Origin of the sequence: Solirubrobacter pauli (assembly GCF_003633755.1) — a bacterium.
In the GTDB taxonomy this organism is placed as follows: Bacteria; Actinomycetota; Thermoleophilia; order Solirubrobacterales; family Solirubrobacteraceae; genus Solirubrobacter; species Solirubrobacter pauli.
Map to the genome: position 1 here is coordinate 362,830 of NZ_RBIL01000002.1, position 23,208 is coordinate 386,037.

Below are 23,208 nucleotides of genomic sequence, written 5' to 3' on the forward strand. Positions count from 1 at the left end.
TCTGTGACGTCGGATACCCTGCAACGCGTGCTGACGATCGACGAGCTCGCTCGTGAGACCGGCCTCACGGTGCGCAACGTGCGCTCGCACCACGCGCGCGGGTTGCTGCCGCCGCCCGAGGTGCGCGGCCGGACGGGCTACTACGGCCCCGAGCACGTCGCGCGGCTGCGGCTCATCCAGCGGCTGCAGAACGAGGGGATGAAGCTGAGCGGCATCAAGCGCCTGCTCGGCGACTCCGGCGAGCGCCTGCTCGCGCTCAAGGAGGCCTCGCTCGAGGCGCCCGAGACGCCCGAGGTGCTCACCGCGGCCGACCTCGGCACCCGCTTGCGCCTGGGGGAGAAGGACGAGCCGCGCAAGCTGATCGACAAGGCGACGAAGCTCGGGTTGCTGCACCCGCTCGGGGAAGGCATGTTCGAGGTCCCGAGCCCCGTCCTGCTGGCCGCGGCCGAGGAGGTCGTCGCACGCGGGGTGAGCCTGCAGCACGCGCTCGACATGCTCGAGAGCGTCCAGAAGCACTCGCGTGCGGTGTCCAAGGAGTTCGTGAAGCTGTTCGTCGACGACGTGCTCAAGCCGTACGCGGACGCCGAGCGCTGGGACGAGCTGGAGGAGTCGATCCAGGCGTCGCGGCCGCTGGCGGCACAAGCGCTGTTGGCGGTCTTCCGGCGGACCATGGACGAGGAGGTCGAAGCCACGTTCACCGACCTCGCGCGTTCGCTGACGCGTCGTAAGTAATGTGCAGGAGGTGAACGCCGCACCGTCGCAGCGGCCGACTCCGGTCCTTCTCACGCTCACCGGCGCCGGCATCGCCTTCGCTCTCTCCCAGACGCTCGTCGTGCCCGCGCTGCCCGCGCTGGCGCAGGAGTTCGAAGCGTCGCCCTCGGCCGTCAGCTGGGTGCTGACCGGCTTCCTCGTCAGCGCCTCGATCGCCACGCCGATCGCGGGCAAGCTCGGCGACCTCTACGGCAAGGGCCGCGTGCTCACGTGGATCATGGCCCTGTTCGCGCTCGGCGCGGTGATCAACGCGCTCGCGCCGTCGATCGAGGTGCTGATCGCCGGGCGCGTGCTCCAGGGCGTGGCCGGCGGTGTGTTCCCGCTGGCCTTCGGGATCATCCGCGACACGTTCCCGCGCGATCAGGTGGCGAGCGGGATCGCGATCATCAGCGCCGTGTTCGGGATCGGCGGCGGCATCGGGCTGCCGTTGTCCGGGCTGATCGTCGACCACCTGAACCTCGACTTCCTGTTCTGGATCTCGCTGATCGCGCTGCCCGTGGGGTGGGCGGTGTGGAAGTTCGTGCCGCCGTCGCCGCCGGTCGAGAACGCGCGCGTGGACTGGTTGGGCGCCGCGATCCTGAGCGCCGCGCTGGCCTTGATCCTGCTCGGCGTCTCGCAGGCGGGTGAGTGGGGGTGGGGGTCGCCGGCGAACCTCGGCGCGGTCCTCGGCGGCATCGCGCTGCTGGGCGTGTTCGTCATGGTCGAGAACCGGATGAAGCAGCCGCTGATCGACATGGCGGTGCTGCGCAAGCCCGCCGTGGCCTTCACGAACCTGACCGGGTTCCTGGTCGGCGTGGCGATGTTCTCCAGCTTCCTCGTCTTCCCGCAGTTCGCGCAGGCGCCGGAGTCGACCGGGTACGGATTCGGCTTCTCCGTGACCGCCGCGGGCTTCCTGATGCTGCCGACCGCGCTGGCGCAGCTCGCGGCCGGGCCGCCGGCGGCCAAGCTCGGCGAGCGGATCGGGTTCCGCTCGGTGCTCACGCTCGGCGCGATCCTGATCACGCTCTCGTTCCTGATCAACACGTTCGCGCACGACCACCCGTGGGAGCTGGTGATCGGCGGCATGCTGATGGGCGTCGGGATCACGTTCGGCTTCGCCGCGATGGCGAACCTGATCGTCGACGCGGTGCCGCAGAGCGAGGTCGGCATCGCCACCGGCATCAACACCGTGATGCGGACGGTCGGCGGCTCGTTCGGCGCCGCGATCGTGACGGCGATCCTCACGTCCGGCTCGACCCCGCTGCCCAGCGAGGACCTGTACACGAGCGCCTTCGCCTTCTCGGCGGTGGCGGGTGCCGTGGCGGTCGCCGCCTCCCTGCTGATCCCGCGCGGGCCGCGCCTGAAGCCGGCGCTCGCGACCGACTGATGGAGCTCGGCATCTACACGTTCGGTGAGCGCACGGACCCCGCGCTCACCGTCCAGCAGCGCATGGCGAACCTGATCGACGAGATCGTGCTCGCCGACTCGGTGGGCCTGGACGTGTTCGGCGTCGGCGAGCACCACCGGCCGGACTTCACCGTCTCCTCGCCGGCGGTCGTGCTCGCCGCGGCTGCGTCTCGCACTTCCCGGATCCGGCTGACGTCGGCCGTGTCGGTGCTGTCGTCCGACGACCCCGTGCGCGTCTTCCAGGACTTCGCGACGCTGGACCTGCTGTCGGGCGGGCGCGCCGAGATCATGGCCGGGCGCGGGTCCTTCGTCGAGTCGTTCCCGCTCTTCGGCTTCTCGCTCGACGACTACGACGAGCTGTTCGCCGAGCACCTCGCCCTCCTGCTCGCGGTGCGCGACAACGAGGTCGTCGAGTGGTCGGGCAAGCACCGGCCGCCGATCGACGGGCGCGGCGTCTACCCGCGTCCGGTGCAGTCGCCGCTGCCGGTCTGGGTCGCGGTCGGCGGGACGCCGCAGTCGGTCGCCCGCGCCGGCGCGTTGGGCCTGCCGATGGCGCTGGCGATCATCGGCGGCCAGCCCGCCCGCTTCGCCCCGTTCGCGGAGCTGCACCGCCGCGTGGCGGCCGAGTACGGCCACGAGCGGCCGCGGCTGTCGATCAACTCGCACGGCTTCATCGCCGACTCCGCGCAGGAGGCACTCGACATCGCGTTCCCGGCGCACAAGACGGTCATGGACCAGCTCGGCCGCGAACGCGGCTGGCCACCGATGACCCGCGCGGCCTTCGAGGCCTCGGCCACGCTCGAGGGCGCCAACCTGATCGGCTCCCCGGACCAGGTGATCGAGAAGATCCTCCACCAGCACCGCCTCTTCCAGCACGACCGCTTCCTGCTCCAGCTCAGCGTCGGCACCCTGCCGCACGACGCGATGATGCACGCGATCGAGCTCTACGGCCGCGTGGTCGCGCCGGCCGTGCGCGACGCAATCGGCACAGTTTCGGCACAAACGCGCGTAGATCCGTGACAGGCGGCGGCGCGATCATCGCCGCATGCCACGCGAACGTTCAGTTCGTCAACCAGGAGTTGACCAAGCCATCGCTCGCGTGGCGTCGGGGCAACGCGGCGTCGTCGACATCGAAGATCTCCGGGTCTGCGGCCTGTCGAAGCAGACGATCGCGCAGCGGGTGCGTAGCGGTCGGCTGTTCCCCCTTTACCGGGGTGTTTACGCCACAGGCCACGCCAACCTCCCGTTCGACGCGTGGTGTTTCGCAGCGGTCAGGGCGTGCGGTCCCGAATCCGCGCTGTCGCACTACGCCGCAACCGTCCTTTGGGGCATGCTGGAACCGACCGGACGCTACCCCGACGTCGTCGCGCCGTCCGTCAAGCGCCGCGACGGCATCAACACGTTCCGCGCCGCTTCGTTCGAGCGCACGATCCGCAAGGGCATCCCCGTCACGACCCCGGCACAGACGGTGGTCCACCTTTCCTCGGTGGCGCCGTTCGCGACGTTGCGCCGCGCGGTCAACGAAGGCCTCAACCGCAAGATCCTCGCGATCGGCGACCTGATCGCAGGAGGCCACCGGGGCGCGAAGAAGCTCCGTGCCGTGCTCGCCACCGCCGCGCCGACCCGTTCCGAGAACGAGAACCTCGCGCTCCAGCTCCTCCACGAGGCGGGCATCGCCACGCCGCTCGTGAATCCGAGCGTCGACGGCACAACGCTCATCCCCGACTTCCTCTGGCCCGACGGGAACCTGATCCTCGAGGCCGACTCGGAGCGCCACCATGGCGGGATGCTCGCCCGGGCGGACGACCGCGCCAAGCAGGCGGTCCTCGAAGGGCTCGGCTACAGGGTCATCCGCACCAGCTGGGCGGAGATGACCAGCCGGCCCGACCGGATGATCAGACGGGTCCGTGCTGCGTGACGGCGAAGCCGCCGCCCGGAGGGGCGGGCTGGCCGATCGTCTCGATCCGGCCGTAGAAGGCGCGGGCGACGCGGGTCGCGTGGTGCTTGGCGTAGCCGGCGCGCGGGCCCTCGAAGAGCTCGTCGACGGTGGCGGTCCAGAGGGTGAGCCAGCGTTCGAAGTGGCCGGCGCGGAGCGGCGACTTGAAGTGCAGCTCGGCGTGGGGCCGGAAGGCACCGCCGCGGTAGCTCTGCTCGCCCAGCAGGATCGTCGCCCAGAAGGAGGTGATCTCGGGGACGTGGGCCTCGAGGTCGAGCTTGGCGACGTCGGTGAACAGGTAGCCGATCATCGCGTCGTCCATCGCGTGGACGTAGAAGGCGCGAACGAGCCGCTCGACGTCTTCGCGGGTCTCGATGTCCTGCTTGGGCACCGCGATAGGTGATATCAGGCCATGTCGCCGAGGTCGGCGGCCTTGACCGAGGTGGCCCGGCCGGCGGTGACCTTCCAGGTCCAGACGGAGGCGCGGCGCACGTCCAGGCCCTCGCGACGGCCGGTGATGTGCCCCATCACGATGACCGAGCCGGGGACGGCCCGGTAGTCGGTGGCGTGGAGCACGAGCTCCTCCCAGAGGCGCTCGACGTCGGCGAGGTACTCGCGCAGGCCGGCGTGGCCACGGTAGGGCTCGCTGCGGCCGGCGAGGCGCGCGGTGCCCTCGAGGAACAGCTCGCAGTCGTCGCTGATGGCGGCGAGCATCGCGTCGACATCCCGGCGCTCGAAGGCGTCGTAGAGCGCGCGGACGGTCTCGATCTCCTCCGTGAGACCGGCCGGGTTGCCGTAGTAGTCGGGGCGCGCCACCGCCTAGAGCGTGACAGCTCGGCCGCGCGGGGACGTTCGGTCAGCACCCGAACGTCAGCTGCCGTGCAATAGGGTGGCGGCACATGAGCCAGATCGGAGTCACGGGGCTCGCCGTCATGGGGGCGAACCTCGCGCGCAACATCGCCCGCCGCGGCGTGCCCATCGCCGTACACAACCGCACAGCCTCTAAGACGCACGACTTCGTATCCGAGTTCGGGTCCGAAGGCAACTTCACCGGTAGCGACTCGCTCGAGGAGTTCGTGCAGTCGCTGGAGCGGCCGCGCCGCATCATCGTCATGGTCAAGGCGGGCGCGCCCGTCGACGGCGTGATCGAGGACCTCGTCCCCTTGCTCGACAAGGACGACATCATCATCGACGCCGGCAACTCCCACTTCGTGGACACGCGCCGGCGCGAGCAGTACCTGACCGAGAAGGGCCTGCGCTTCATCGGCACCGGCGTGTCCGGTGGCGAGGAGGGCGCGCTCAACGGCCCGTCGATCATGCCGGGCGGCCCGCGCGCCGCGTACGGCGAGGTCGAGGAGATCTTCACCACGATCGCCGCGCAGGTCGACGGCGAGCCGTGCTGCGCGTACATCGGCGCCGACGGCGCCGGCCACTACGTGAAGATGGTCCACAACGGCATCGAGTACGCCGACATGCAGCTGATCGCGGAGGCCTACGACCTCCTGCGTCACGGCATCGGCCTCGACGTGCCCACGATCAAGGGCATCTTCGACGAGTGGAACACGGGTGACCTCGAGTCGTTCCTGATCGAGATCACGGCCACGGTCCTGGGCAAGACGGACGCCGCCACCGGCAACCCGCTGATCGACGTGATCGTCGACCAGGCCGAGCAGAAGGGCACCGGCCGCTGGACCGCCCAGGACGCGCTCGAGCAGGGCGTGCCGCTGACCGGCATCACCGAGGCCGTGTTCGCCCGCTCGCTGTCCGCCCTGCGTGACCAGCGCAAGGCCGCGTCCGGCTACCTCGCCGGCCCGCAGCCGGGTGGCCTGTCCGAGTCCCTCGTCGACGACATCCGCAAGGCGCTCTACGCCTCCAAGGTCGTCGCCTACGCGCAGGGCTTCGAGCAGATGGCCTCGGCCGCCCGGACGTACGACTGGGACCTGCAGATGGGCGAGCTGGCGAAGATCTGGCGCGGCGGCTGCATCATCCGCGCCCGCTTCCTCAACCGCATCACGGAGTCCTACGCCGAGACGCCGGACCTCGTGAACCTGCTGATGGCGCCGTACTTCCGCGACGCCGTCGCCGACGCTCAGGACGCCTGGCGCAAGGTGATCGTGTCCGCGGTCGACCAGGGCATCGCCGTCCCGGCGTTCTCCAGCTCGCTGGCCTACTACGACGGCTACCGCCGCGAGCGCGGACCGGCGAACCTGATCCAGGGCCAGCGCGACTTCTTCGGCGCGCACACCTACCGCCGCGTGGACAAGGAAGGCTCCTTCCACACGCGCTGGTCGCAGGACGGCACCGAAGTGAAGACCGACTAGCAGTGCTGATCCTGCTCCCACCGTCGGAGGGCAAGACCGCGCCCTCCGACGGGGAGCCGGTCGACGTCGGGTCGTTGGCGTTGCCCGGGTTGAACAAGACTCGGGAACGCCTGCTCGACGTGCTGTCGCGGCTGAAGTTCCCCGGTGCCCTCAAGTACCTGGACGTCGGACCCGGGCTGCTCGCGGAAGCGCAGCGGAACCTGACGCTGCGCGAGGCCCCCGCCGCGCCCGCCCACGAGGTCTACACCGGCGTCCTCTACGAGCATCTCGGCCTCGGCGCGTTCGCCGACACCGACCGCGTCCTGATCGCCAGCGCCCTCTGGGGCTTCGTCCGGCCCAGCGACCGCATCCCGGCCTACCGCCTGAGCATGGGCGCGACGCTCCCGCGGATCCCGTCGCTGCCCGCCCTCTGGCGTGACCCGCTCAGGAAGGCCGTGCCCGACGAGGGCCTGATCGTCGACATGCGCTCCGGCGCCTACACGGCGGCCTGGAAGCCGAAGGCGGCCACGCTCGTCGGCGTCCGCGCGTTCGAGAACGGCAAGACGATCAGCCACATGGTCAAGGCCACGCGCGGTGACGTCGCGCGCATCCTGCTGTCCGGCGACCCGGTCGAGACGCCGGAGGACGTGGCGAGCGCGGTCCGCGCCGCAGGCCACGAGGTCGAGCTGTCAGGCAGCGGACGGTCCTGGACGGTCGACGTACTCAAGTAGCCCGTCGCACGGGCCGATACCAGGGGTGTCAGACAGCGACGGCACCCCGAGGGCTGAGACCTCGTTTTACGACGTCCCCCGACCATTATTCGCCCGATCTTCTGATGGCCGAAGCCCGCCTCCCGAGGCGGGCTTCCGCGTTTAAGGGTGCTCGGGCTCGAGCGCGTCCACGAGCTGCGCGCGTGACCGGATGCCGAGCTTGGTGAAGACCTTGTGCAGGTGGTACTCGACCGTGCGTGGGCTGACGAACAGCCGCGCGCCGATCGCCGGGTTGCTGAGGCCCTCGCGCGCCAGCCGGGCGATCTGCTCCTCCTGCGCCGTCAGCCCGGCACCGGTCTCGGGCGGGCGCCGGTGCATCGCGCCGCCCGTCGCGCGCAGCTCGCCCTCGGCGCGCGCGGCGAACGCTTCGAGCCCCATGTCCGTGAAGTGCTCGAGCGCGGCGCGCAGCTGCTCGCGCGCCTCGAGGCGCCGCTGCTCGCGACGCAGCCACTCGCCGTAGAGCAGCTGTGCGCGGGCCAGCTCGACGCGGACACGGGTGTTCTCGAGCGCCGCGATCGCCTCCCGGTAGAGCGCGTCGGCCGCCTCGCCTTCGCTGATCAGCGCGCGGCAGCGCGCCTCCATGCCCAGGGCGAACGGGCTGCCGCTGGCCTGGGTCGCGACCGCGAGCCGCTGCAGGTGCGTGCTCGCCAGCTCGACCGCGCCCGTCCGGGCGGCCGCCTCGATCAGCTCGACCGCGCCGTACGCGGTGGTCCAGACCTCGTCCGGGTTGACGGTCGCCTGGCGCGCCGCCTTCAGCGCCTCGTCGAACTCGCCGCGGCCGTTCGCGAGCACCGCGTGCGCCCAGTGCGCGACGTTGACCGCGATGCCCTCGCCGCGGTGCGTCGCGTCGCGCACCGTCAGCTCGGTCAGCCGCGCCACCTCGGCCGCGTCGCCGCGCACGCCGGCCAGCGCCAGCTCGACGAACGCCGTGCTCGGCCCGCCGGTCGCGTCGCTCAACACCCGGGCCTCCTCGAGCGCCGCGTACGCCCGGTCGAGCTCGCCGAGCCCGAGGTGCACCCCGGCCCGCGTGTTCAGCGCGACCGGCAGCACGCTCAGCGCCCCGGTCTCGCGGGCGAGCGCGACATGGCGGACGGCCAGCAGCTCCCAGCCCTCGTCGTCCCAGACGTCGAGGGCCGCGTGGGAGGCGTACCAGAGCCAGCGCAGCCCGACGTCCGCGGGGAGCCGGTCCTCGCGGAAGGCCTGGAGCGCACGCCGCAGCGTGGGCATCGCCGCCGGGTAGCCCTCCGCGGCGAGGAGCGCCATGCCGTCCAGGAGCAGGTCGGCCGGCCGTGGGCCGTCCGGCGGCTGGGGAGCGGCGAGCGCCGCGCGGGCGACGACGGCCGGCGGGGAGTCGCTCGACAGGCCGCCGGCGATGGTCGCGGCGGTCAGCGCGTCCAGGTACGTGTCGCGTGCGGCCAGCAGGTCGAGCGGCTCGAGTCGCCGTGCGGCGCGCAGCAGCAGCGCCGGGGCCTCGCGCCCGCGATGCTCGGCGAACGCGATCTGCGCGCGCAGGACGTCCACGTGCGCCCGGTCGAGCTCGTCCAGCGGCCCGGCCTCCGCGGTCCACAGCAGCTGGGTCGCTTCCGTCGGCGCGCCGGCCTGGTGCGTGGCCTGCGCCGCGGCCAGCGCGCGCCGGGACCGGCCTTCCGCCGCAGGCGTGAGCTCCATCGCGCGGACGAGGAACGCCGCGGCCGCCGCCAGGCCGCCGCGCGCCTGCGCGAGCGCCGCCGAACGCTCCAGCTCCGCGGCGATCTCCTCGTCGGGTCCGGTGGCGCCGTGGGCCCGATGCCACGCGCGGCGCTGCGGGTCCGTGGCCGGGTCGATCGCCTCCGCCAACGCGCGGTGCACGGCACGCTGCTCCTCCTCGTCGGCGGCGGCGTAGACCGCGGAGCGGACGAGCGGATGGCGGAAGCGGATCACGGACCCGAACCGGCACAGCTCGGCCGCCTCGGCGGGCGCGGCCGCCTCCGGCCGGATCCCGAGGCGCGCGGCGGCCGTCCACGTCAGCATGCTCGTGCCCGCGGGCTCGACGGCGGCGACGAGCAGCAGCGCCCGCGTGTCGTCCGGGAGCGCCTCCACACGGCGCTGGAAGCTCTCCAACAGCAGCGTCGACACGTGTGCCCCGCCGGGCAGCCCGAACCCACCCGCCAGCTCCAGCGTGCGGGGCAGCTCGAGCAGCGCGAGCGGGTTGCCGTGCGCCTCGGCGACGATCCGCTCGCGCACCGGGTCGTCGATCGGCCCGCGGAACGCCGACGCCAGCAGCGCGCGGGCGTCGCTCCCGCCCAAGCCACGGACGACACGCTCGGGCAGGCCCGACCAGCCGTCGTCCGCCCCCGTGGAGCGGACCGCGATGACCATGCCGACCGACTCGGCCAGCAACCGCCGGGCGACGAACGCCAACGCCTGCGCCGACGCGGGGTCGAGCCACTGCGCGTCGTCGACCAGGCAGACGAGCGGCCGCTCGCGGGCGGCCTCGCCGAGCAGGCCGAGCAGCGCGAGGCCGACCAGGAACCGGTCGGGGGGAGGACCCGAGCGCAGGCCGAACGCGGTGCCGAGGGCGTTCGCCTGGGGAGCGGCCAGCGTGTCGAGCCCGTCGAGCATGGTCGCGCACAGCTGGTGCAGCCCGGCGAAGGCCAACCCGGTCTCCGACGGCACGCCCGCCGTCCGGACCACGCGGCAACCGGTCGCGCGCTCGGCCGCGTGGGCCAGCAGCGCCGACTTGCCGATCCCCGCCTCGCCGCGCAGGACGAGCGCGCGGCTCTCGCCGGCCCGGACGGCGTCCAGCAGCCCGGCAAGGGCTTCGCGCTCCGCGTGGCGGCCCAGAAGCTTCACCGGCGCAACCTACACGGCTAGGGACCCGCCAGGGACCCGCTGGGGAGTCCCGGGTTACTCGCGGACGACCGCCCGCGGGTCCTTGTCGATGCGCTGCCCGAGGTAGCGCGGGTGGCGAAGCCGTCCGTCGTTGGTCCACTCGGCGAACCCGACCTGAGCGACCAGCGACGGCTCGACCCAGGTGACGTCGCGGAACCGCGGCGCGTCGTAGAACGGGGCGTCCTCGCGCGCCAACGGCCGCAGCAGCGCCGCCAGGCGGGCCAGCTCGGCACGGTCGAAGCCCGTGCCGACCTTGCCGGCGTAGTGCAACCGGTCGCCCTCGTACACGCCGACGAGCAGCGCGCCGAACTCCGTGCGCGAGCCCTTGGGCGGCGTGAAGCCGCCGATCACCAGCTCCTGGCCGTGCTCGCACTTGAACTTGAGCCAGTCCTTGGAGCGCTTGTCCGTGTAGACGGAGTCGGCCCGCTTGGCGATCACGCCCTCCCACCCCGACGCGCAGGCCTCGGCGAACATCGCCTCGCCGGCCTCCTCGCGGTACTCGACGAGACGCACCGGGTCCTGCCACGACAGCGCGTCCCGCAGCCGCGCCTTGCGCTCGAGCAGGGGGAAGCCCCGCACGTCCTCGCCGTCGAGCCAGAGCACGTCGAACACGTGGAAGAGGAAGGGGCCGGAGCGGTCCTGGAACCTGCCGGACGCGCTGACGATCTCGCCGTCCACCGCGAACCGGGTCCGCGACTGCGCGTCCAAGGCGGCCCCGATCGCCGGGTACCGGTCGTTCAGGGACAGGTCGTTGCGCGACAGCATCCGCACCGCGCCGCCGTCGCGGATCGCGATGCACCGGATGCCGTCCAGCTTGCGCTCGAAGATCCAGTCGGGATCGGAGAAGCGCGCATCGGTCAGAACCGCCTTCATCGCGGCCGCCCGAGTCGGCGCCGGCGTCAGTCGCGCCTCTTGATCAGCAGCCACTGCGGCTTCTCCCCGTCGCTTGTCCGGTGCAGCGTCCATCCGCCCTGCAAGCGCTCGCCGTCGAGCACGAACGAGGCGTGCCCGCCGTCCAGCGCCGCCGCGAAGTCGGGCGTCAGCGGCTCATAGGTCCCGCGATCCCAGATCTCGACGTTCGGGCCCTCGTAGTCGCCGTGTGCCAGCGAGTGATCGGGGACCTGGACGGCGAGCCGCTTCTCCGCCGGGTCCTCGGACGGTCCCTTCGGCACCGCCCACGACCGCAGCACGCCGTCGACCTCCAGCCGGAAGTCGTAGTGCAGCGCGCGCGCCTGGTGGAGCTGGATCACGTACCGCGGCATCTCGCCGCAAGCACGCTACCCAGCGGTGACGACGAACCGGCCGACGAGCGCGTCGAGGTCGGCCGCCGTGCGCGAGAGCCCCGCGGCCGACGCCGCGATCTCCTGCGCCGAGGCGCCCGTCTCGTGCGTGCTCGCGGACACCTGCTCGGCCGACGCGGAGGAGGACTCGGCGACCGAGGCCACGTCGTCGACCTCGCGCTCGGCGCGCGCCGCCTCGGCGGCGATCTGCTCGACGGCCGCGGTGATCTCGGACACGCGCGCGGTCATCTCCTCGACCGTCGCGCCGATCGCCTCGAACGCCGACCGCGTGGACGCGACCGTCGCCACGCCCGCCTCGGTCTCCCGCCGCGACTCGGCGACCACGTCGACGACCCGCACGGTCTCGGCCTGGATCTCGCCGACCAGCACGGAGATCTGGCGCGCTGCGTCCTGCGACTCCTCCGCGAGCTTGCGCACCTCCTCGGCCACGACCGCGAACCCGCGCCCGGCTTCGCCGGCGCGCGCCGCCTCGATCGCCGCGTTGAGCGCCAGCAGGTTCGTCTGCTCGGCGATCGCGGTGATCGTGTCGACGATCCCGCCGATCCGGCCGGAGCGCTCCGACAGGTCCTGGATCGCCGCGCCGGCGGCCGAGGCCGAGGCGGCGATGCGCGTGATCGACTCGCTCGCGGTCTCCGCGGTCGCGGCCCCCTGGCCGGCCGCGACGCGCACGCTCTCGGCGGCCTCGGACGTCGCCCGCGCGGTGGACGCCGAAGCCTCCGCCGCGCGGGCGGCCTCCTGCACGGCGGAGCGCGTCGACTCGACGAGCCGCACCTGCCGCTCCGCCCCCTGCGCCACATCATTGACGGCCGCGGCGATGTCGCCCACCGCCCGGCCGGTCTCCTGCGAGGACGCCGCCATCTGCTGCGACGCCGCCGACACCGAGCCGGCGTTCGAGGACACGGTCCCGATCAGCTCGGCCAGCGACGCCCGCATCGCGTTGTAGGCGTCGATCGACCCGGCCGTGCTCTCCCGGATCCGGTTGACCGACTCCGCGACCTCCCCGAGCTCGTCGCGCGAGATGTCCGTGATCGGCGGCGTGATCGAGGTCACCTGCACGGTCAGATCGCCTTCGGACATGCTGCGCAGCGCGCCGCTGAGGTCCGCCACGCAGTGGTCGCGCAGCGAGTGCAGGCGGTCGGAGATCTGGCGCACGCCGCGGCGCGTCGAGAGGAAGAAGCCCACGAACAGGAACACGGCGATCAGCGCGCCGGCCACCACGAGCAGCGCGATCTTCAGCCGCGCCGCGGAGAACGTGTCGATCCGCGTGACCAGCAGCGCGTCGAGCGCGGGCGCGGCGGCCTGCTCGATGGCGCGGACGTCACGGCCGGCGGCGAGCTTCTCGAGCGCCGGCTGCAGCGACGCGTCCGCGGTCTCCTCGAATGACGTCTTGAAGCCGTTGCGCATCGCGGCGATCGTCCCGGCCAGCGAGTTCTCCGCCGCGGCGAGCGCGATCCGGTCGTCCATCGTCTCCGCGACCGTCTGCAGGTCGTTCACGCGCCCGGTGCCGTCGGCGATCGCCGGCAGCTTCGTGATCAGCGCGTCCATGACGTAGTAGGAGTCGAGGTCAGGGTCGAGGATCAGCTTGGAGCCGTCGCCGGCTTTGATCACGAGCCCGAGCGTGGCCGCGACGGCCGGCTCGTACGCCTCGTAGGCGGCCTTGCCGGGCGCGGGCTTGGACCCGATCGCCTCGAGCACGGCGGCGCGCGTCTCCTTCCAGGCACCGTCGACGCCGATCACGGCCCCGTCGGCGCGGTCCACGGCGGCGATCGCGGCCTGCACGGCCTGCGCGTCGACCGCGTCGCCGCGCACCGCCGCCGACCGTGCGGCGACGACGTCCAGCACGAGCTGGTTGGCGGGGATCACGAAGGCGACGCCGGCACGTTCGCTCTCGGCGAAGGCGATCGTCTCGCCCTGCACCTGCCAGTACGCGTGCAGCGCGAAGCCGGCCGGCGCGAGGAGGACCAACCCCACCAGCAGGAACTTGCGAGCGTACGTCAGCCGCGCCATGAGCGCGGCAGCGGCGTTGAACGGGTTCATGGTGCACCCGTGATCGACCGGGCCGTGCTCAGTCAGCAGGGCGACTGGACGAAGATACGACCTTCAGCCCGTCGAGCAGCACGCCGAGCATGCGGCGGGCGCGCTCGCCGTCGGTGATCTGCCACACCGCGGCGATCATCCCGCGCACGTCCTCGACGTCCACGTCCGGCCGCAGCGTGCCCGCCTCCGCTCCGGCCGAGAGCAGCAGCCCGATCGCCGCCGGGATCTTCCCCGCGGTGGCCGCGCGCATGTCGGCGTCGAGCACGCCGGCCATCCCGCGCTTGGTCGCCGTGTAGTCGACGAAGCGATCCATCCAGCGCGCGAGCGCCTCCTCCGGCGGGTACGCGGCGAGCAGCTCGTCGGCTGCCGCGCGCAGGTCGTCCACCTCGGCGGCGTACGCCGCGGCGACGAGGTCCTCGCGCGTGGGGAAGTGGCGGTAGAGCGTGCCGATCCCGACCCCCGCCCGCCGAGCCACCGCCTCCAGCGAGGCGGAGGACCCGCGCAGCGCGAACTCCTCCGCGGCGGCGTGGAGGAGCTTCTCACGATTTCGGGCAGCATCGGCACGCATGAGCTTGGAAGCGGAGGCGCCCTCCGCTAAAGTGCGGACAGCAATCGGAGGCAACCTCCGGTTCTCAGTTTAGGAGGCACGCAATGTCGAAGGTCTGGTTCATCACCGGCACGTCGAAGGGCTTCGGCCGCATCTGGGCCGAGGCGGCGCTGGAACGCGGCGACCGCGTCGTCGCCACCGCCCGCAACGCGGCCACGCTCGCCGACCTCGTCGACCGCTACGGCGACAACGTCCTCGCGCTCCAGCTCGACGTCACCGACAAGGCCGCCGTCGGGGCGTCGGTCAAGCGGGCGCACGAGCACTTCGGGCGGCTCGACGTCGTCGTCAACAACGCCGGCTACGGCCTGTTCGGGATGGTCGAGGAGGTATCGGAGGAGCAGGCGCGCGCGCAGCTCGAGACGAACCTGTTCGGCGCGCTGTGGGTCACGCAGGCGGCGCTCCCGATCCTGCGCGAGCAGGGCGCCGGGCACATCATCCAGGTGTCCTCGATCGGCGGCGTGAACGCGTTCCCGATGGTCGGCCTCTACCACGCGTCCAAGTGGGGGCTGGAGGGCTTCAGCCAGTCGCTGGCGCAGGAGGTCGCGGGCTTCGGGATCAAGGTGACGCTGGTCGAGCCGACCGGCTTCTCGACCGACTGGTCCGGCCCGTCGTCCGCCCAGGCCGAGCAGAACCCGGCCTACGCGGAGTACCGCGAGCAGGTGCAGGCGGCGCGCAAGCAGCGCCTCGGCACCCCGGGCGACCCGAACGCCACCGGCCCCGCGATCCTGAAGGTCGTCGACGCGGAGGAGCCGCCGCTGCGCGTGTTCTTCGGCGTCGGCCTGCTCGACCAGATCAAGGCCGAGTACGGCAAGCGGATCGAGACGTGGGAGCAGTGGGACGACGTCGCCGTCGCCGCCCACGGCCTGAAGGAGACCGCGGAGTGAACTTCGGGTTCGCAACCACGGCCGCGGAGGCCGTCGCGGGCATCGACCTGAGCGGTCGGCGCGCGATCGTCACCGGCGGCGCGTCGGGGATCGGCATCCCGACCTCGCGCGCGCTCGCGAGCGCGGGCGCGCACGTGACGCTGGCGGTGCGCAACACGGACGCGGCGCGGGGGCTGGCCGACGACATCGGCGCTGACGTGCGCCGGCTGGACCTTGCCGACCTGGACTCGGTCGACGCGTTCACGCGCGGTTGGGACGGCCCGCTGCACATCCTCGTCAACAACGCGGGGATCATGGCCACGCCCGAGCTGGAGCTGAGCCCGGAGGGCTTCGAGCTGCAGTTCGCGACGAACCACCTCGGGCACTTCGCGCTCGCCACCGGCCTGCACGGCGCGCTCGCGGCGGAGGGCGCGCGGATCGTCAGCGTCTCCTCGCGCGCGCATCTGCGCTCGCCCGTCGTGTTCGACGACATCAACTTCGCCTTCCGCGAGTACGCGCCGTTCCTCGGCTACGGGCAGTCCAAGACCGCGAACGTGCTGTTCGCGGTCGGGGCGACCGCGCGCTGGGCGCGCGACGGCATCTTCGCCAACGCGCTGATGCCGGGCGGGATCGCGACCAACCTCCAGCGCCACATGGCGCCGGACTACCTGGACCGCGTACGCGAGAGCGGCTTCCAGCTCAAGTCGCCCGAGCAGGGCGCGGCTACGTCGGTCTACGTCGCCACCTCACCAGACCTCGAGGGCATCGGCGGGCGCTACTACGAGGACGTCGCCGAGGCGCCCGTCCTCGACCGACGCGAGGAGGCGGGTGTGGCCCGTTACGCGCTGGACCCCGACAACGCCGAGCGTCTGTGGGCGCTGTCGCAGGCCGCGGTACGGCGCCAAGTCACGGTGTGAGCCGGCTCACCCCGCCGGGCGATGTCTTTTTTGGCGCCCGGCGGGCACACTTGGTTCATGACCTGCATCGTGAAGCTGATCATGGACGCGCTCTTCGGGCGCGAAGAGCAGATCGCCTACGTGACCGTGACGACGCGCTGAGCGCCTCGTCCTGAGCCCGTAGCCGCGCCGCCATCGCGTCTTCCAGCGCGAGGCGCAGCTCCGGGCGCGCGGCCAGGATCGGCTCGTACTGCTGCCGGCCGATCTCGTAGACGAGCGCGCCGTCCAGCGCCCGCACGGTCGCGGAGCGCGGCGCGCCCGTGAGCAGGGACATCTCGCCGAGCACGCTGCCCTGCGGACGCGTGCCGAGGTGGACCTCGGTGCCGTCCTCGCGACGCACGAACACCTCGACCGTGCCCTCGACGAGCACGAACAGCGTGTCGCCCTCCTGGCCCTGGACGATGAACCGCTCGGCCGGGCCGATCGTCAGCGGCCGCGCCGCCTTGGCGACCGCGTCGATCTCCTCACGCGTGAAGACCGAGAACGCGGGCGTGCCCGCGAGCGCCTCGGCGACGTCGGCGAGCGGCGGCGTGTAGTCGGGCGGCAGGTCCGCGCCGACCTCGAGCGGGCGCTCCGGCGCGTAGCCGTCGCGGGCCTGCAGGAGCGCGACCCGCGTCGGCTGGTTCATGTGCGCCTCGAGCAGGCTGACCTGGCGGGGCACGCACTCCTCGCCGGCGTGGTCCATCAGCCCTTCCTCGCGGGCCCAGTCGGCGACGTGGTTCATCGACGCGCGGTACTGGTTGCAGGCGGAGGCGAACAGCCCGTCCTGGTCGCCCACCAGCATCGGCAGCGGCCCCGGCAGACGCAGCGCACGGCCCAGCGACACGTGCCCGCGACGGTGCCAGAGGATGAACCGCCGCAGCTCGTCCGGCAGCATCGCCAGCTCCGGGAACGCGGCCGGGGTCTTGGCCAGCACCGCGCGCTCGGCGTCGCGGAAGACGCGGTGCCACGTCTCCTGCGCGTTGCTCGGGTTCGGCCCGGCGAGCGCGATCGCGTGCTTGAGATCCTCGTGGTGCACGTGCAGGAACTCGAGCGTCGCCTTCTTCTTGGCGAGCAGGTTCCGCAGCCCGATCGGCTGCGCGATCTTGCGCAGCCCCCAGACGCCGCGCCACCCCTCGACGTTGAGCGGGAGGTCGTCCCAGCGGTCCACCGCCGCGCGCTCCTCCGCCGTCAGCAGGTCGCCGACGTCCGCCTTGACCGCCTCGATCACACCCAGCCCGGTGAGCAGCTCCAGGTACAGCCCGACCCGCGTCAGCCAGCCCGGGTCGGCGAGGTTCTGGCGCTTGTGCACGACGTCGCCGACGAGCGCCCGCGTGTACAGCTCGGCCTTGTACGCCCCGATCGACAGCACGGGGAACCACGGGTGCGTCGTGTGCGAGAGCCACGGCGCCTGGCGTTCGGCGTCGGGCTTGACCGCGCGCTCGACGATCCGCTCGTACAGCGACCCCATCCGCGCGAGGTCGAACACGTCCAGCCGCGTCTCGTCGACGGCGTCGCCCTGGCGCACCTCCACCAGCACCGTGTTGAAGAAGCGGTTGACGAGCGAGTAGTCGCCCGCGAAGTCGACGTCGGGGTCCAGCGCCAGCACGGACCGCTCGCCGATCGCCTCCGGAACAGCGGTGCGGCGCCGGATCGTGTGGCCGATCACGGTCGTGACCTCCACCTCGCCGGTGAACCGCCCCTCGAGCAGCAGCAGGCAGCGGTTGCCCGGTCCGGCGTTGACGAACGCGACCGGCTCGCTGGAGCCGAGCCCGGCGCTGCGGGCCTCGTCGGTCGGGCGACGCCCAGGGACGAAGGGGATGATCTGGACGGCCGGCATGCGCCGACGCTATCGGACCAGCGCGACCGCCTGGGTGGCCATCTCGAGTTCTTCGTCCGTCGGGACCACCAGGACCCGCACCGTCGACGCGTCGGAGCTGATCACCGGGCCGCCCGCGCAGTTGCGCTCGGGGTCGAGATCGATGCCCAGGCGCTCGAGGCCGGACAGGGACCGCTCGCGCACGATCGCGTCGTTCTCGCCGACGCCCGCGGTGAACGCGATCGCGTCCGCGCCGCCCAGCGCGGCGAGGTAGGCGCCGACGTACTTCCTGATCCGGTAGCAGTAGACGTCGAGGGCGAGCTCGGCGGCGGCGTCGCCGGCCTCGATCCGGCGATGTACCTCGCGCATGTCGTTGTCGCCGGCCAGCGCGAGCAGGCCCGAGCGCGAGTTCAGCACCTTGTCGATCTCGTCGGTGGAGAGGTTGAGCGTGCGGCGCAGGTGAAGGATCAGCGCCGGGTCGACGTCGCCCGAGCGGGTGCCCATCACCAGGCCTTCGAGCGGGGTCAGGCCCATCGAGGTGTCGATCGAGCGTCCCTTCGACACGGCGCTCGCGGACGCGCCGTTGCCGAGGTGCAGGACGATCACGTCGACCTCCTCCGGGTCGCGTCCGAGCAGCCGCGCGGCCTCCCGCGAGACGTAGGCGTGCGACGTGCCGTGGAAGCCATAGCGGCGCACATTCCACGCACGGGGCACCGCGTAGGTGTGGGCGCGCGGCGGGAGCGTGGCGTGGAAGGCGGTGTCGAAGACGGCGACGTGCGGCACGTCCGGCAGCGCCTCCATCGCCACCTCGATGCCGTCCGCGTTGACCGGGTTGTGCAGCGGCGCGAGCACGCTGAGGTCGCGGATCGAGTCGAGCACGGCGTCGGTGATGCGGACGGGGGCGGAGTAGCGCTCGCCGCCGTGGACGACGCGGTGGGCGACGACCTCGAGGGCGTCCAGCGGCGCCTCGTCGAGCACGCCGCGCAGCGCCGCCGCATGGTCGGTGACGCGCTGCACGGTGCCGGACGCGAGCGTCTCCGGCGGGTCGACGACCGACCACTTCAGCGAGGAAGAGCCCGCGTTGACGGTGAGGACGCTCATGCGGCGGCGGCCTGGATGGCCGTGATCGCGACGGTGTTGACGATGTCGTGCACGGTGGCTCCGCGGGAGAGGTCGTTGACCGGCTGGTTCAGGCCCTGCAGCACCGGGCCGACGGCGACCGCGTTGGCGGAGCGCTGCACGGCCTTGTAGGTGTTGTTGCCCGTGTTCAGGTCGGGGAAGATGAACACGGTCGCGCGGCCGGCGACCTGGCTGCCCGGCAGCTTGGTGCGGGCGACGCCCGCGTCGACGGCGGCGTCGTACTGGATCGGGCCTTCGACGGACAGCTCCGGCGCGCGCTCGCGCACCAGCTCGGTGGCGGTGCGGACCCGCTCGACCTCCGCGCCCGAGCCGCTCTTGCCGGTCGAGTACGAGAGCATCGCGATCCGCGGGTCGATGCCGAACTGGGCGGCGGTGCTCGCGCTGGAGATCGCGATGTCGGCGAGCTGCTCGGCCGTCGGGTTCGGGTTCACGGCGCAGTCGCCGTAGACGAGCACCTGGTCGGCCAGGCACATGAAGAACACGCTCGAGACGATGCCCGCGCCCGGCTTGGTCTTGACCACCTCGAACGCCGGCCGGATCGTCTCGGCGGTGGTGTGCGTGGCACCGCTCACCATGCCGTCGGCCATGCCCAGGGCGACCATGAGCGTGCCGAAGTAGGACACGTCCGTGACGATGTCGCGTGCCGCGTCCATGACCATGCCCTTGTGCTGGCGGCGCGCGGTGTACTCGGCCGCGAAGCGCTCGCGCAGCGCCTCGTCGCGAGGGTCGAGGATGTGCGCGCCCCAGAGGTCCACGCCGAGTCGCGAGGCCGCGCCGCGCACCTCGTCCTCGGCCCCGAGCAGGGTGAGCTCGACGACGCGCCGCCGCAGCAGGATCTCGGCCGCCCGCAGCACGCGCTCGTCGCCGCCCTCGGGCAGCACGATGTGCTTCTTCGCCGCCCGTGCGCGGTCGAGCAGCTCGTACTCGAACATCAACGGCGTGACCGCGTCCGAGCGCGCGACGTCCACGCGCGAGAGCAGGTCCTCGCCGTCCACGTACTCCTCGAAGACCGCGAGCGCCTTGGTGATCTTGCGCGGCGTGTCGCGCGCGATCACGCCCTCGCGCGCCCCGGCCAGCGTCGCGGTGTCGAACGTGTCGTGGTCGGTGAGCACGACCGGCAGCATCGTCGGGAAGCCCTCGAGCGGGCGCAGGAACGCGTCGGAGGGCTTGAGCCCGCCGGTGAGCACGACGCCGGCGGGGGAGGGGAGCTCCTTGGAGGCGTGCGCGAACAGCGCGGCGAGCAGCACCTCGGCGCGGTCGCCGGGCGTGATCAGCACCGCGCCGTCCTCGATCCGCTCGATCAGGTTCGGCAGCGTCATCGCCGCGACCGTGAGGTGCAGCGCCTCGCGGCCGAGCAGGTCGGCGTCCCCGGCGATCACCTCGCCGTCGCAGGCCGCGGCCACCTGGCCGACGGTCGGCGCCATCAGCAGGTCGATCTCCGGCAGCGCGTAGACGGGCACGTCGCCGCCGACGGTCACCGCGTCCAGCAGCTCCGCGCGCACCCGGTTGGCGACGACGCCGACGATCTCGCAGCCCGCGCCGCGAACCGCCGTCAGGGCGACGTGCACGGCGTCGCGGACCTCCTCGGCGTCACGGTCGTGGCCGCTGACCACCACGAGCGCCGGCAGGCCGAGGTTGAGCGCCACGCGGCCGTTGAACTCCAGCTCGCCCGCCGTGCCCACGCCCGCGTAGTCCGTGCCGACGACGAGCACGCCGTCGCACTGCGCGGCGAGTGCCCGGTAGCGCGCGACGATCTCCTCGAGCGCCCGCTCGGGGTCCGCGCGGACCGCGTCGTAGGTGACGCCGATCGACGCCTCGTACGGGAACGCCTCGTCCGCGCGCAGCAGGTCGACCAGCGGGTCGTGGCCGGGATCGCCGACGACCGGCCGGAAGACGCCGAGCCGCGCCGTCCGGCGCGCGAGCAGCTGGCGGACGCCGAGCGCCACGGCGGACTTGCCGGTCGCGGGCTCGTTGCCCATCACGTACACCCCTGGCGTCATGGGCTCGCACGATAGTCGGGACCTCTACGCTGGCGGATGTCCAAGGGAGGAGAGCACCGTGGCATTGGCGGATGAGCTGTCGTACACGACCGTCGTCGACCTGGCGGGGCGGATCCGCCGGCGGGAGCTGTCGCCGGTCGAGGTCCTGGAGGCGACGATCGAGCGCATCGAGGCGCGCAACCCGAGCCTGAACGCGCTCGTGTACCTGGGCTTCGACGACGCCCGCGGGGCCGCGCGCGAAGCCGAGGCCGCGGTCATGCGCGGCGAGCCGCTCGGGCGCCTGCACGGCGTGCCGTCGGCGATCAAGGACCTGTTCGACTTCAAGCCCGGCTGGCCGGCGACGTTCGGTGGGATCCCGTCGCTCCGGGACTTCAAGCCCGAGATCTACTGCGCGTTCGCCGAGCGTGCCGAGCAGGCGGGCGCGATCCTGGTCGGCAAGGGGAACAGCCCCGTCATGGGCTTCCGCGGCGTGTGTGACAACCCGCTGTTCGGGCCGAGCCGCAACCCGTTCGACACGAGCCGCAACACCGGCGGGTCCTCCGGAGGCTGCTCCGCCGCCGTGGCCGACGGCCTGCTGACCTTCGCCGAGGGCACCGACGGTGGCGGCTCGATCCGGATCCCCGCCGCCTGGTGCGGCATCTACGGCCTCAAGCAGTCGTTCGGGCGGGTGCCGTTCACCGGGCGCCCGAACGCGTTCGGCGGCACGGACCCGTTCCTGTTCGAGGGGCCGCTGACGCGGACGGTCGAGGACGCGGCGCTCGTGCTCACGGCGATCGCGGGCTACGACGCGCGCGACCCGTTCTCGCTCGACGACCCGCAGGACTTCACCGGCGCCGTCCATCGCTCGATCAAGGGCATGCGCATCGCGTACACGCGCAACTACGACGTCTTCCCGGTGGACCGGCGGATCGCCGCGGTCATCGACGACGCCGTGCGCGTCTTCGAGCAGGCCGGCGCGCACGTCGAGGAAGTGCCGCTGGGCATCACGCGCGACCAGCGCGAGCTCTCGGACCTGTGGTGCCGGCTGATCATGCCGATCAACGTCGCCGGCATCGAAGGGCTCAAGGCCGGCGGGATCGACGTCACGGACGACCTGCCGCCGCGGTACCGCGAGTGGCTCGACCGGGCGTACGGGTTCACCGCGCTCGACATCGCCAACGACCAGGTCATGCGCACGGAGATCTTCGACGCCTTCCAGGACGTCTTCAGCCGCTACGACCTGATCGTCGGCCCGACGGTGTCGGCCATGCCCGTGGAGAACGGCGACGACGGCGACACGGTCGGCCCGAGCGAGGTCGAGGGCGTCGCGGTCGACCCGCTGATCGGCTGGTGCCCCACGTACCTCGTCAACTACACCGGGCACCCGGCCGCGTCGGTGCCGGCCGGGCTCGTCGGGGACCTGCCGGTCGGCCTGCAGATCATCGGCCGCAGCCGCGCGGACGCGGACGTGATCGCCGCGAGCGCGGCGTTCGAGCGCCTGCGGCCGTGGCGGGACACCTACCGGATCCCGGCGGGCCGGGCGCTCTAGGGCTCGAGGACGACCTTCCCCGGGCCCGCCGCGCTCCGTCCGGCGTACGCGGTGCGGCCCTCCGACAGCGGGTACGTCTGCGCGACGGCCACCTCGAGCTCACCGGCGGCCAGCAGGGCGCCGAGCCGCTCGAGGGCCGCGGCGGAAGGGCTGACGACGAAGAAGCGCGCGTCGACGCCCGCGGCGCGTGCGAGGTCCTCGTCGGGCGGCTCCTGCAGCGTGACGACGCGCCCGCCGGGCCGGACCGCCCGGTAGAGCCACTCCGGCGTGCCGGCGCCGACCGCGTCGATGGCGGCGTCGAAGCTCGCCGCCGTGGGCTCCTCACCCACGAGCACCGTGGCCGCGCCGAGCCGCCGCGCGTGCTCGACCGCCGTCTGCGACCGCACGGTCGCCGTCACCTCGAGGCCCATGCGGCGTGCCAGCTGGATCAGGGCGGAGGCGACGGCACCCGTGCCGCCGCGGACGAGCAGCCGCTGCCCGGAGCCGAGCCCGAGGTGCGCGTCGAGCGCTTCCAGCGCCGTGAGCGCCGGCAGGACGGCGGCCGCCGCGACGACCTCGGAGACGCCCGCCGGCGTGTGGACGAGGCCGGCCGCGGGCGCGAGGACGTACTCGGCCGCGGCGCCGTCGCGATCGAACGGCACGAGCCCGAAGACCGCGTCGCCGACCGCCAGCCCGTCGACGTCGGGCCCGATCGCGGTGACGACCCCGGCCAGCTCGTGCGACGGGATGGTCGGCGTGCGGTCCACGCCGTCGGCCTCCCAGGTGTCGGGCCACGTCAGCTCGTCCAATGTGATGGCCGCCGCCCGCACGCGGACGCGGACCTCACCGGCGCTCGGCGCGCCGGGCGCGGGCGCGTCCTCGTAGGTGAGTTGCTCGGCGCCTCCACGCGCATGGGCGCGCAGCGCCTTCATCGATGTCTCCGCAGGGTCCATGCGCTTAGTATC

The 23,208-nt window shown here is 72.7% G+C and carries 20 protein-coding genes; 9 read left to right on the top strand and 11 right to left on the bottom strand.

Annotated elements, in window-relative coordinates; translation table 11 throughout:
• Nucleotides 1-27 precede the first annotated feature (27 nt).
• The 4 genes from C8N24_RS21605 to C8N24_RS21620 are packed head-to-tail and all read left to right on the top strand — an operon-like array spanning nucleotide 28 to nucleotide 4,075.
• On the top strand, nucleotides 28-732 hold the full coding sequence (locus C8N24_RS21605; RefSeq protein ID WP_170179303.1) for a MerR family transcriptional regulator: 705 nt from the start codon (nucleotides 28-30) through the stop codon (nucleotides 730-732).
• 10 nt (nucleotides 733-742) lie between these two features.
• On the top strand, nucleotides 743-2,137 hold the full coding sequence (locus C8N24_RS21610; RefSeq protein ID WP_170179304.1) for an MFS transporter: 1,395 nt from the start codon (nucleotides 743-745) through the stop codon (nucleotides 2,135-2,137).
• Entirely contained in the window at nucleotides 2,137-3,177 is a 1,041-nt protein-coding gene (locus tag C8N24_RS21615; protein WP_121254016.1) for an LLM class flavin-dependent oxidoreductase, read from the top strand. Before C8N24_RS21610 ends, C8N24_RS21615 begins: the two co-directional genes overlap by 1 nt.
• Before the next feature lie 25 nt (nucleotides 3,178-3,202).
• On the top strand, nucleotides 3,203-4,075 hold the full coding sequence (locus C8N24_RS21620; RefSeq protein WP_121254019.1) for a type IV toxin-antitoxin system AbiEi family antitoxin domain-containing protein: 873 nt from the start codon (nucleotides 3,203-3,205) through the stop codon (nucleotides 4,073-4,075).
• On the opposite strand, the gene C8N24_RS21625 is transcribed toward C8N24_RS21620, so the two are convergent.
• Complete coding sequence (locus tag C8N24_RS21625) at nucleotides 4,053-4,484, bottom strand: group III truncated hemoglobin (RefSeq protein WP_121254021.1); 432 nt, start codon at nucleotides 4,482-4,484, stop codon at nucleotides 4,053-4,055. The two genes, C8N24_RS21620 and C8N24_RS21625, sit on opposite strands and share 23 nt — an antisense overlap.
• A 14-nt stretch (nucleotides 4,485-4,498) precedes the next feature.
• On the bottom strand, nucleotides 4,499-4,909 hold the full coding sequence (locus C8N24_RS21630) for a nuclear transport factor 2 family protein (protein WP_121254023.1): 411 nt from the start codon (nucleotides 4,907-4,909) through the stop codon (nucleotides 4,499-4,501).
• Between the two features lie 83 nt (nucleotides 4,910-4,992).
• Here C8N24_RS21630 and gndA point away from each other — a divergent pair, with 83 nt between their 5' ends.
• Nucleotides 4,993-6,414 carry an NADP-dependent phosphogluconate dehydrogenase gene (gene gndA, locus C8N24_RS21635; RefSeq protein WP_121254025.1) on the top strand — a complete coding sequence of 474 codons (1,422 nt, stop codon included), beginning with the start codon at nucleotides 4,993-4,995 and terminating at the stop codon, nucleotides 6,412-6,414.
• Between the two features lie 2 nt (nucleotides 6,415-6,416).
• Nucleotides 6,417-7,124, top strand: coding sequence for a YaaA family protein (locus C8N24_RS21640; RefSeq protein ID WP_121254027.1), 708 nt, complete (start codon nucleotides 6,417-6,419; stop codon nucleotides 7,122-7,124).
• 141 nt (nucleotides 7,125-7,265) lie between these two features.
• Here the strand turns inward: C8N24_RS21640 and C8N24_RS21645 are convergent, their stop codons facing one another.
• From C8N24_RS21645 to C8N24_RS21665, 5 genes are read right to left on the bottom strand one after another with little or no spacing between them, the layout of a single operon-like run.
• Nucleotides 7,266-9,995 carry an ATP-binding protein gene (locus tag C8N24_RS21645; RefSeq protein ID WP_211340093.1) on the bottom strand — a complete coding sequence of 910 codons (2,730 nt, stop codon included), beginning with the start codon at nucleotides 9,993-9,995 and terminating at the stop codon, nucleotides 7,266-7,268.
• A 54-nt stretch (nucleotides 9,996-10,049) separates the two neighbouring features.
• Nucleotides 10,050-10,907, bottom strand: a complete 858-nt coding sequence (ligD, locus tag C8N24_RS21650) for a non-homologous end-joining DNA ligase (RefSeq protein WP_211340094.1) — start codon at nucleotides 10,905-10,907, stop codon at nucleotides 10,050-10,052.
• Nucleotides 10,908-10,933: 26 nt separating this feature from the next.
• Complete coding sequence (locus C8N24_RS21655) at nucleotides 10,934-11,296, bottom strand: DNA polymerase ligase N-terminal domain-containing protein (protein ID WP_121254031.1); 363 nt, start codon at nucleotides 11,294-11,296, stop codon at nucleotides 10,934-10,936.
• Nucleotides 11,297-11,311: 15 nt separating this feature from the next.
• Nucleotides 11,312-13,372, bottom strand: coding sequence for a methyl-accepting chemotaxis protein (locus tag C8N24_RS34205; protein WP_121254033.1), 2,061 nt, complete (start codon nucleotides 13,370-13,372; stop codon nucleotides 11,312-11,314).
• 28 nt (nucleotides 13,373-13,400) lie between these two features.
• On the bottom strand, nucleotides 13,401-13,940 hold the full coding sequence (locus C8N24_RS21665) for a TetR/AcrR family transcriptional regulator (RefSeq protein ID WP_121254035.1): 540 nt from the start codon (nucleotides 13,938-13,940) through the stop codon (nucleotides 13,401-13,403).
• An 83-nt stretch (nucleotides 13,941-14,023) separates the two neighbouring features.
• On the opposite strand from C8N24_RS21665, the gene C8N24_RS21670 reads away from it, so the two are divergent.
• Together C8N24_RS21670 and C8N24_RS21675 are read left to right on the top strand one after the other, a co-directional pair.
• Entirely contained in the window at nucleotides 14,024-14,863 is an 840-nt protein-coding gene (locus C8N24_RS21670; RefSeq protein ID WP_121254037.1) for an SDR family oxidoreductase, read from the top strand.
• Nucleotides 14,860-15,759, top strand: coding sequence for an SDR family NAD(P)-dependent oxidoreductase (locus C8N24_RS21675; RefSeq protein WP_121254039.1), 900 nt, complete (start codon nucleotides 14,860-14,862; stop codon nucleotides 15,757-15,759). Before C8N24_RS21670 ends, C8N24_RS21675 begins: the two co-directional genes overlap by 4 nt.
• 79 nt (nucleotides 15,760-15,838) lie before the next feature.
• On the opposite strand, the gene C8N24_RS21680 is transcribed toward C8N24_RS21675, so the two are convergent.
• The 3 genes from C8N24_RS21680 to pta are packed head-to-tail and all read right to left on the bottom strand — an operon-like array spanning nucleotide 15,839 to nucleotide 20,736.
• Complete coding sequence (locus C8N24_RS21680) at nucleotides 15,839-17,617, bottom strand: cyclic nucleotide-binding domain-containing protein (protein WP_121254042.1); 1,779 nt, start codon at nucleotides 17,615-17,617, stop codon at nucleotides 15,839-15,841.
• Between the two features lie 9 nt (nucleotides 17,618-17,626).
• Complete coding sequence (locus tag C8N24_RS21685) at nucleotides 17,627-18,697, bottom strand: acetate/propionate family kinase (protein ID WP_121254044.1); 1,071 nt, start codon at nucleotides 18,695-18,697, stop codon at nucleotides 17,627-17,629.
• Entirely contained in the window at nucleotides 18,694-20,736 is a 2,043-nt protein-coding gene (pta, locus tag C8N24_RS21690) for a phosphate acetyltransferase (protein WP_121254046.1), read from the bottom strand. Before pta ends, C8N24_RS21685 begins: the two co-directional genes overlap by 4 nt.
• A gap of 58 nt (nucleotides 20,737-20,794) precedes the next feature.
• On the opposite strand from pta, the gene C8N24_RS21695 reads away from it, so the two are divergent.
• Complete coding sequence (locus C8N24_RS21695) at nucleotides 20,795-22,264, top strand: amidase (protein ID WP_211340095.1); 1,470 nt, start codon at nucleotides 20,795-20,797, stop codon at nucleotides 22,262-22,264.
• On the opposite strand, the gene C8N24_RS21700 is transcribed toward C8N24_RS21695, so the two are convergent.
• Complete coding sequence (locus tag C8N24_RS21700) at nucleotides 22,261-23,196, bottom strand: NADP-dependent oxidoreductase (protein WP_211340096.1); 936 nt, start codon at nucleotides 23,194-23,196, stop codon at nucleotides 22,261-22,263. The two genes, C8N24_RS21695 and C8N24_RS21700, sit on opposite strands and share 4 nt — an antisense overlap.
• Nucleotides 23,197-23,208 lie beyond the last annotated feature (12 nt).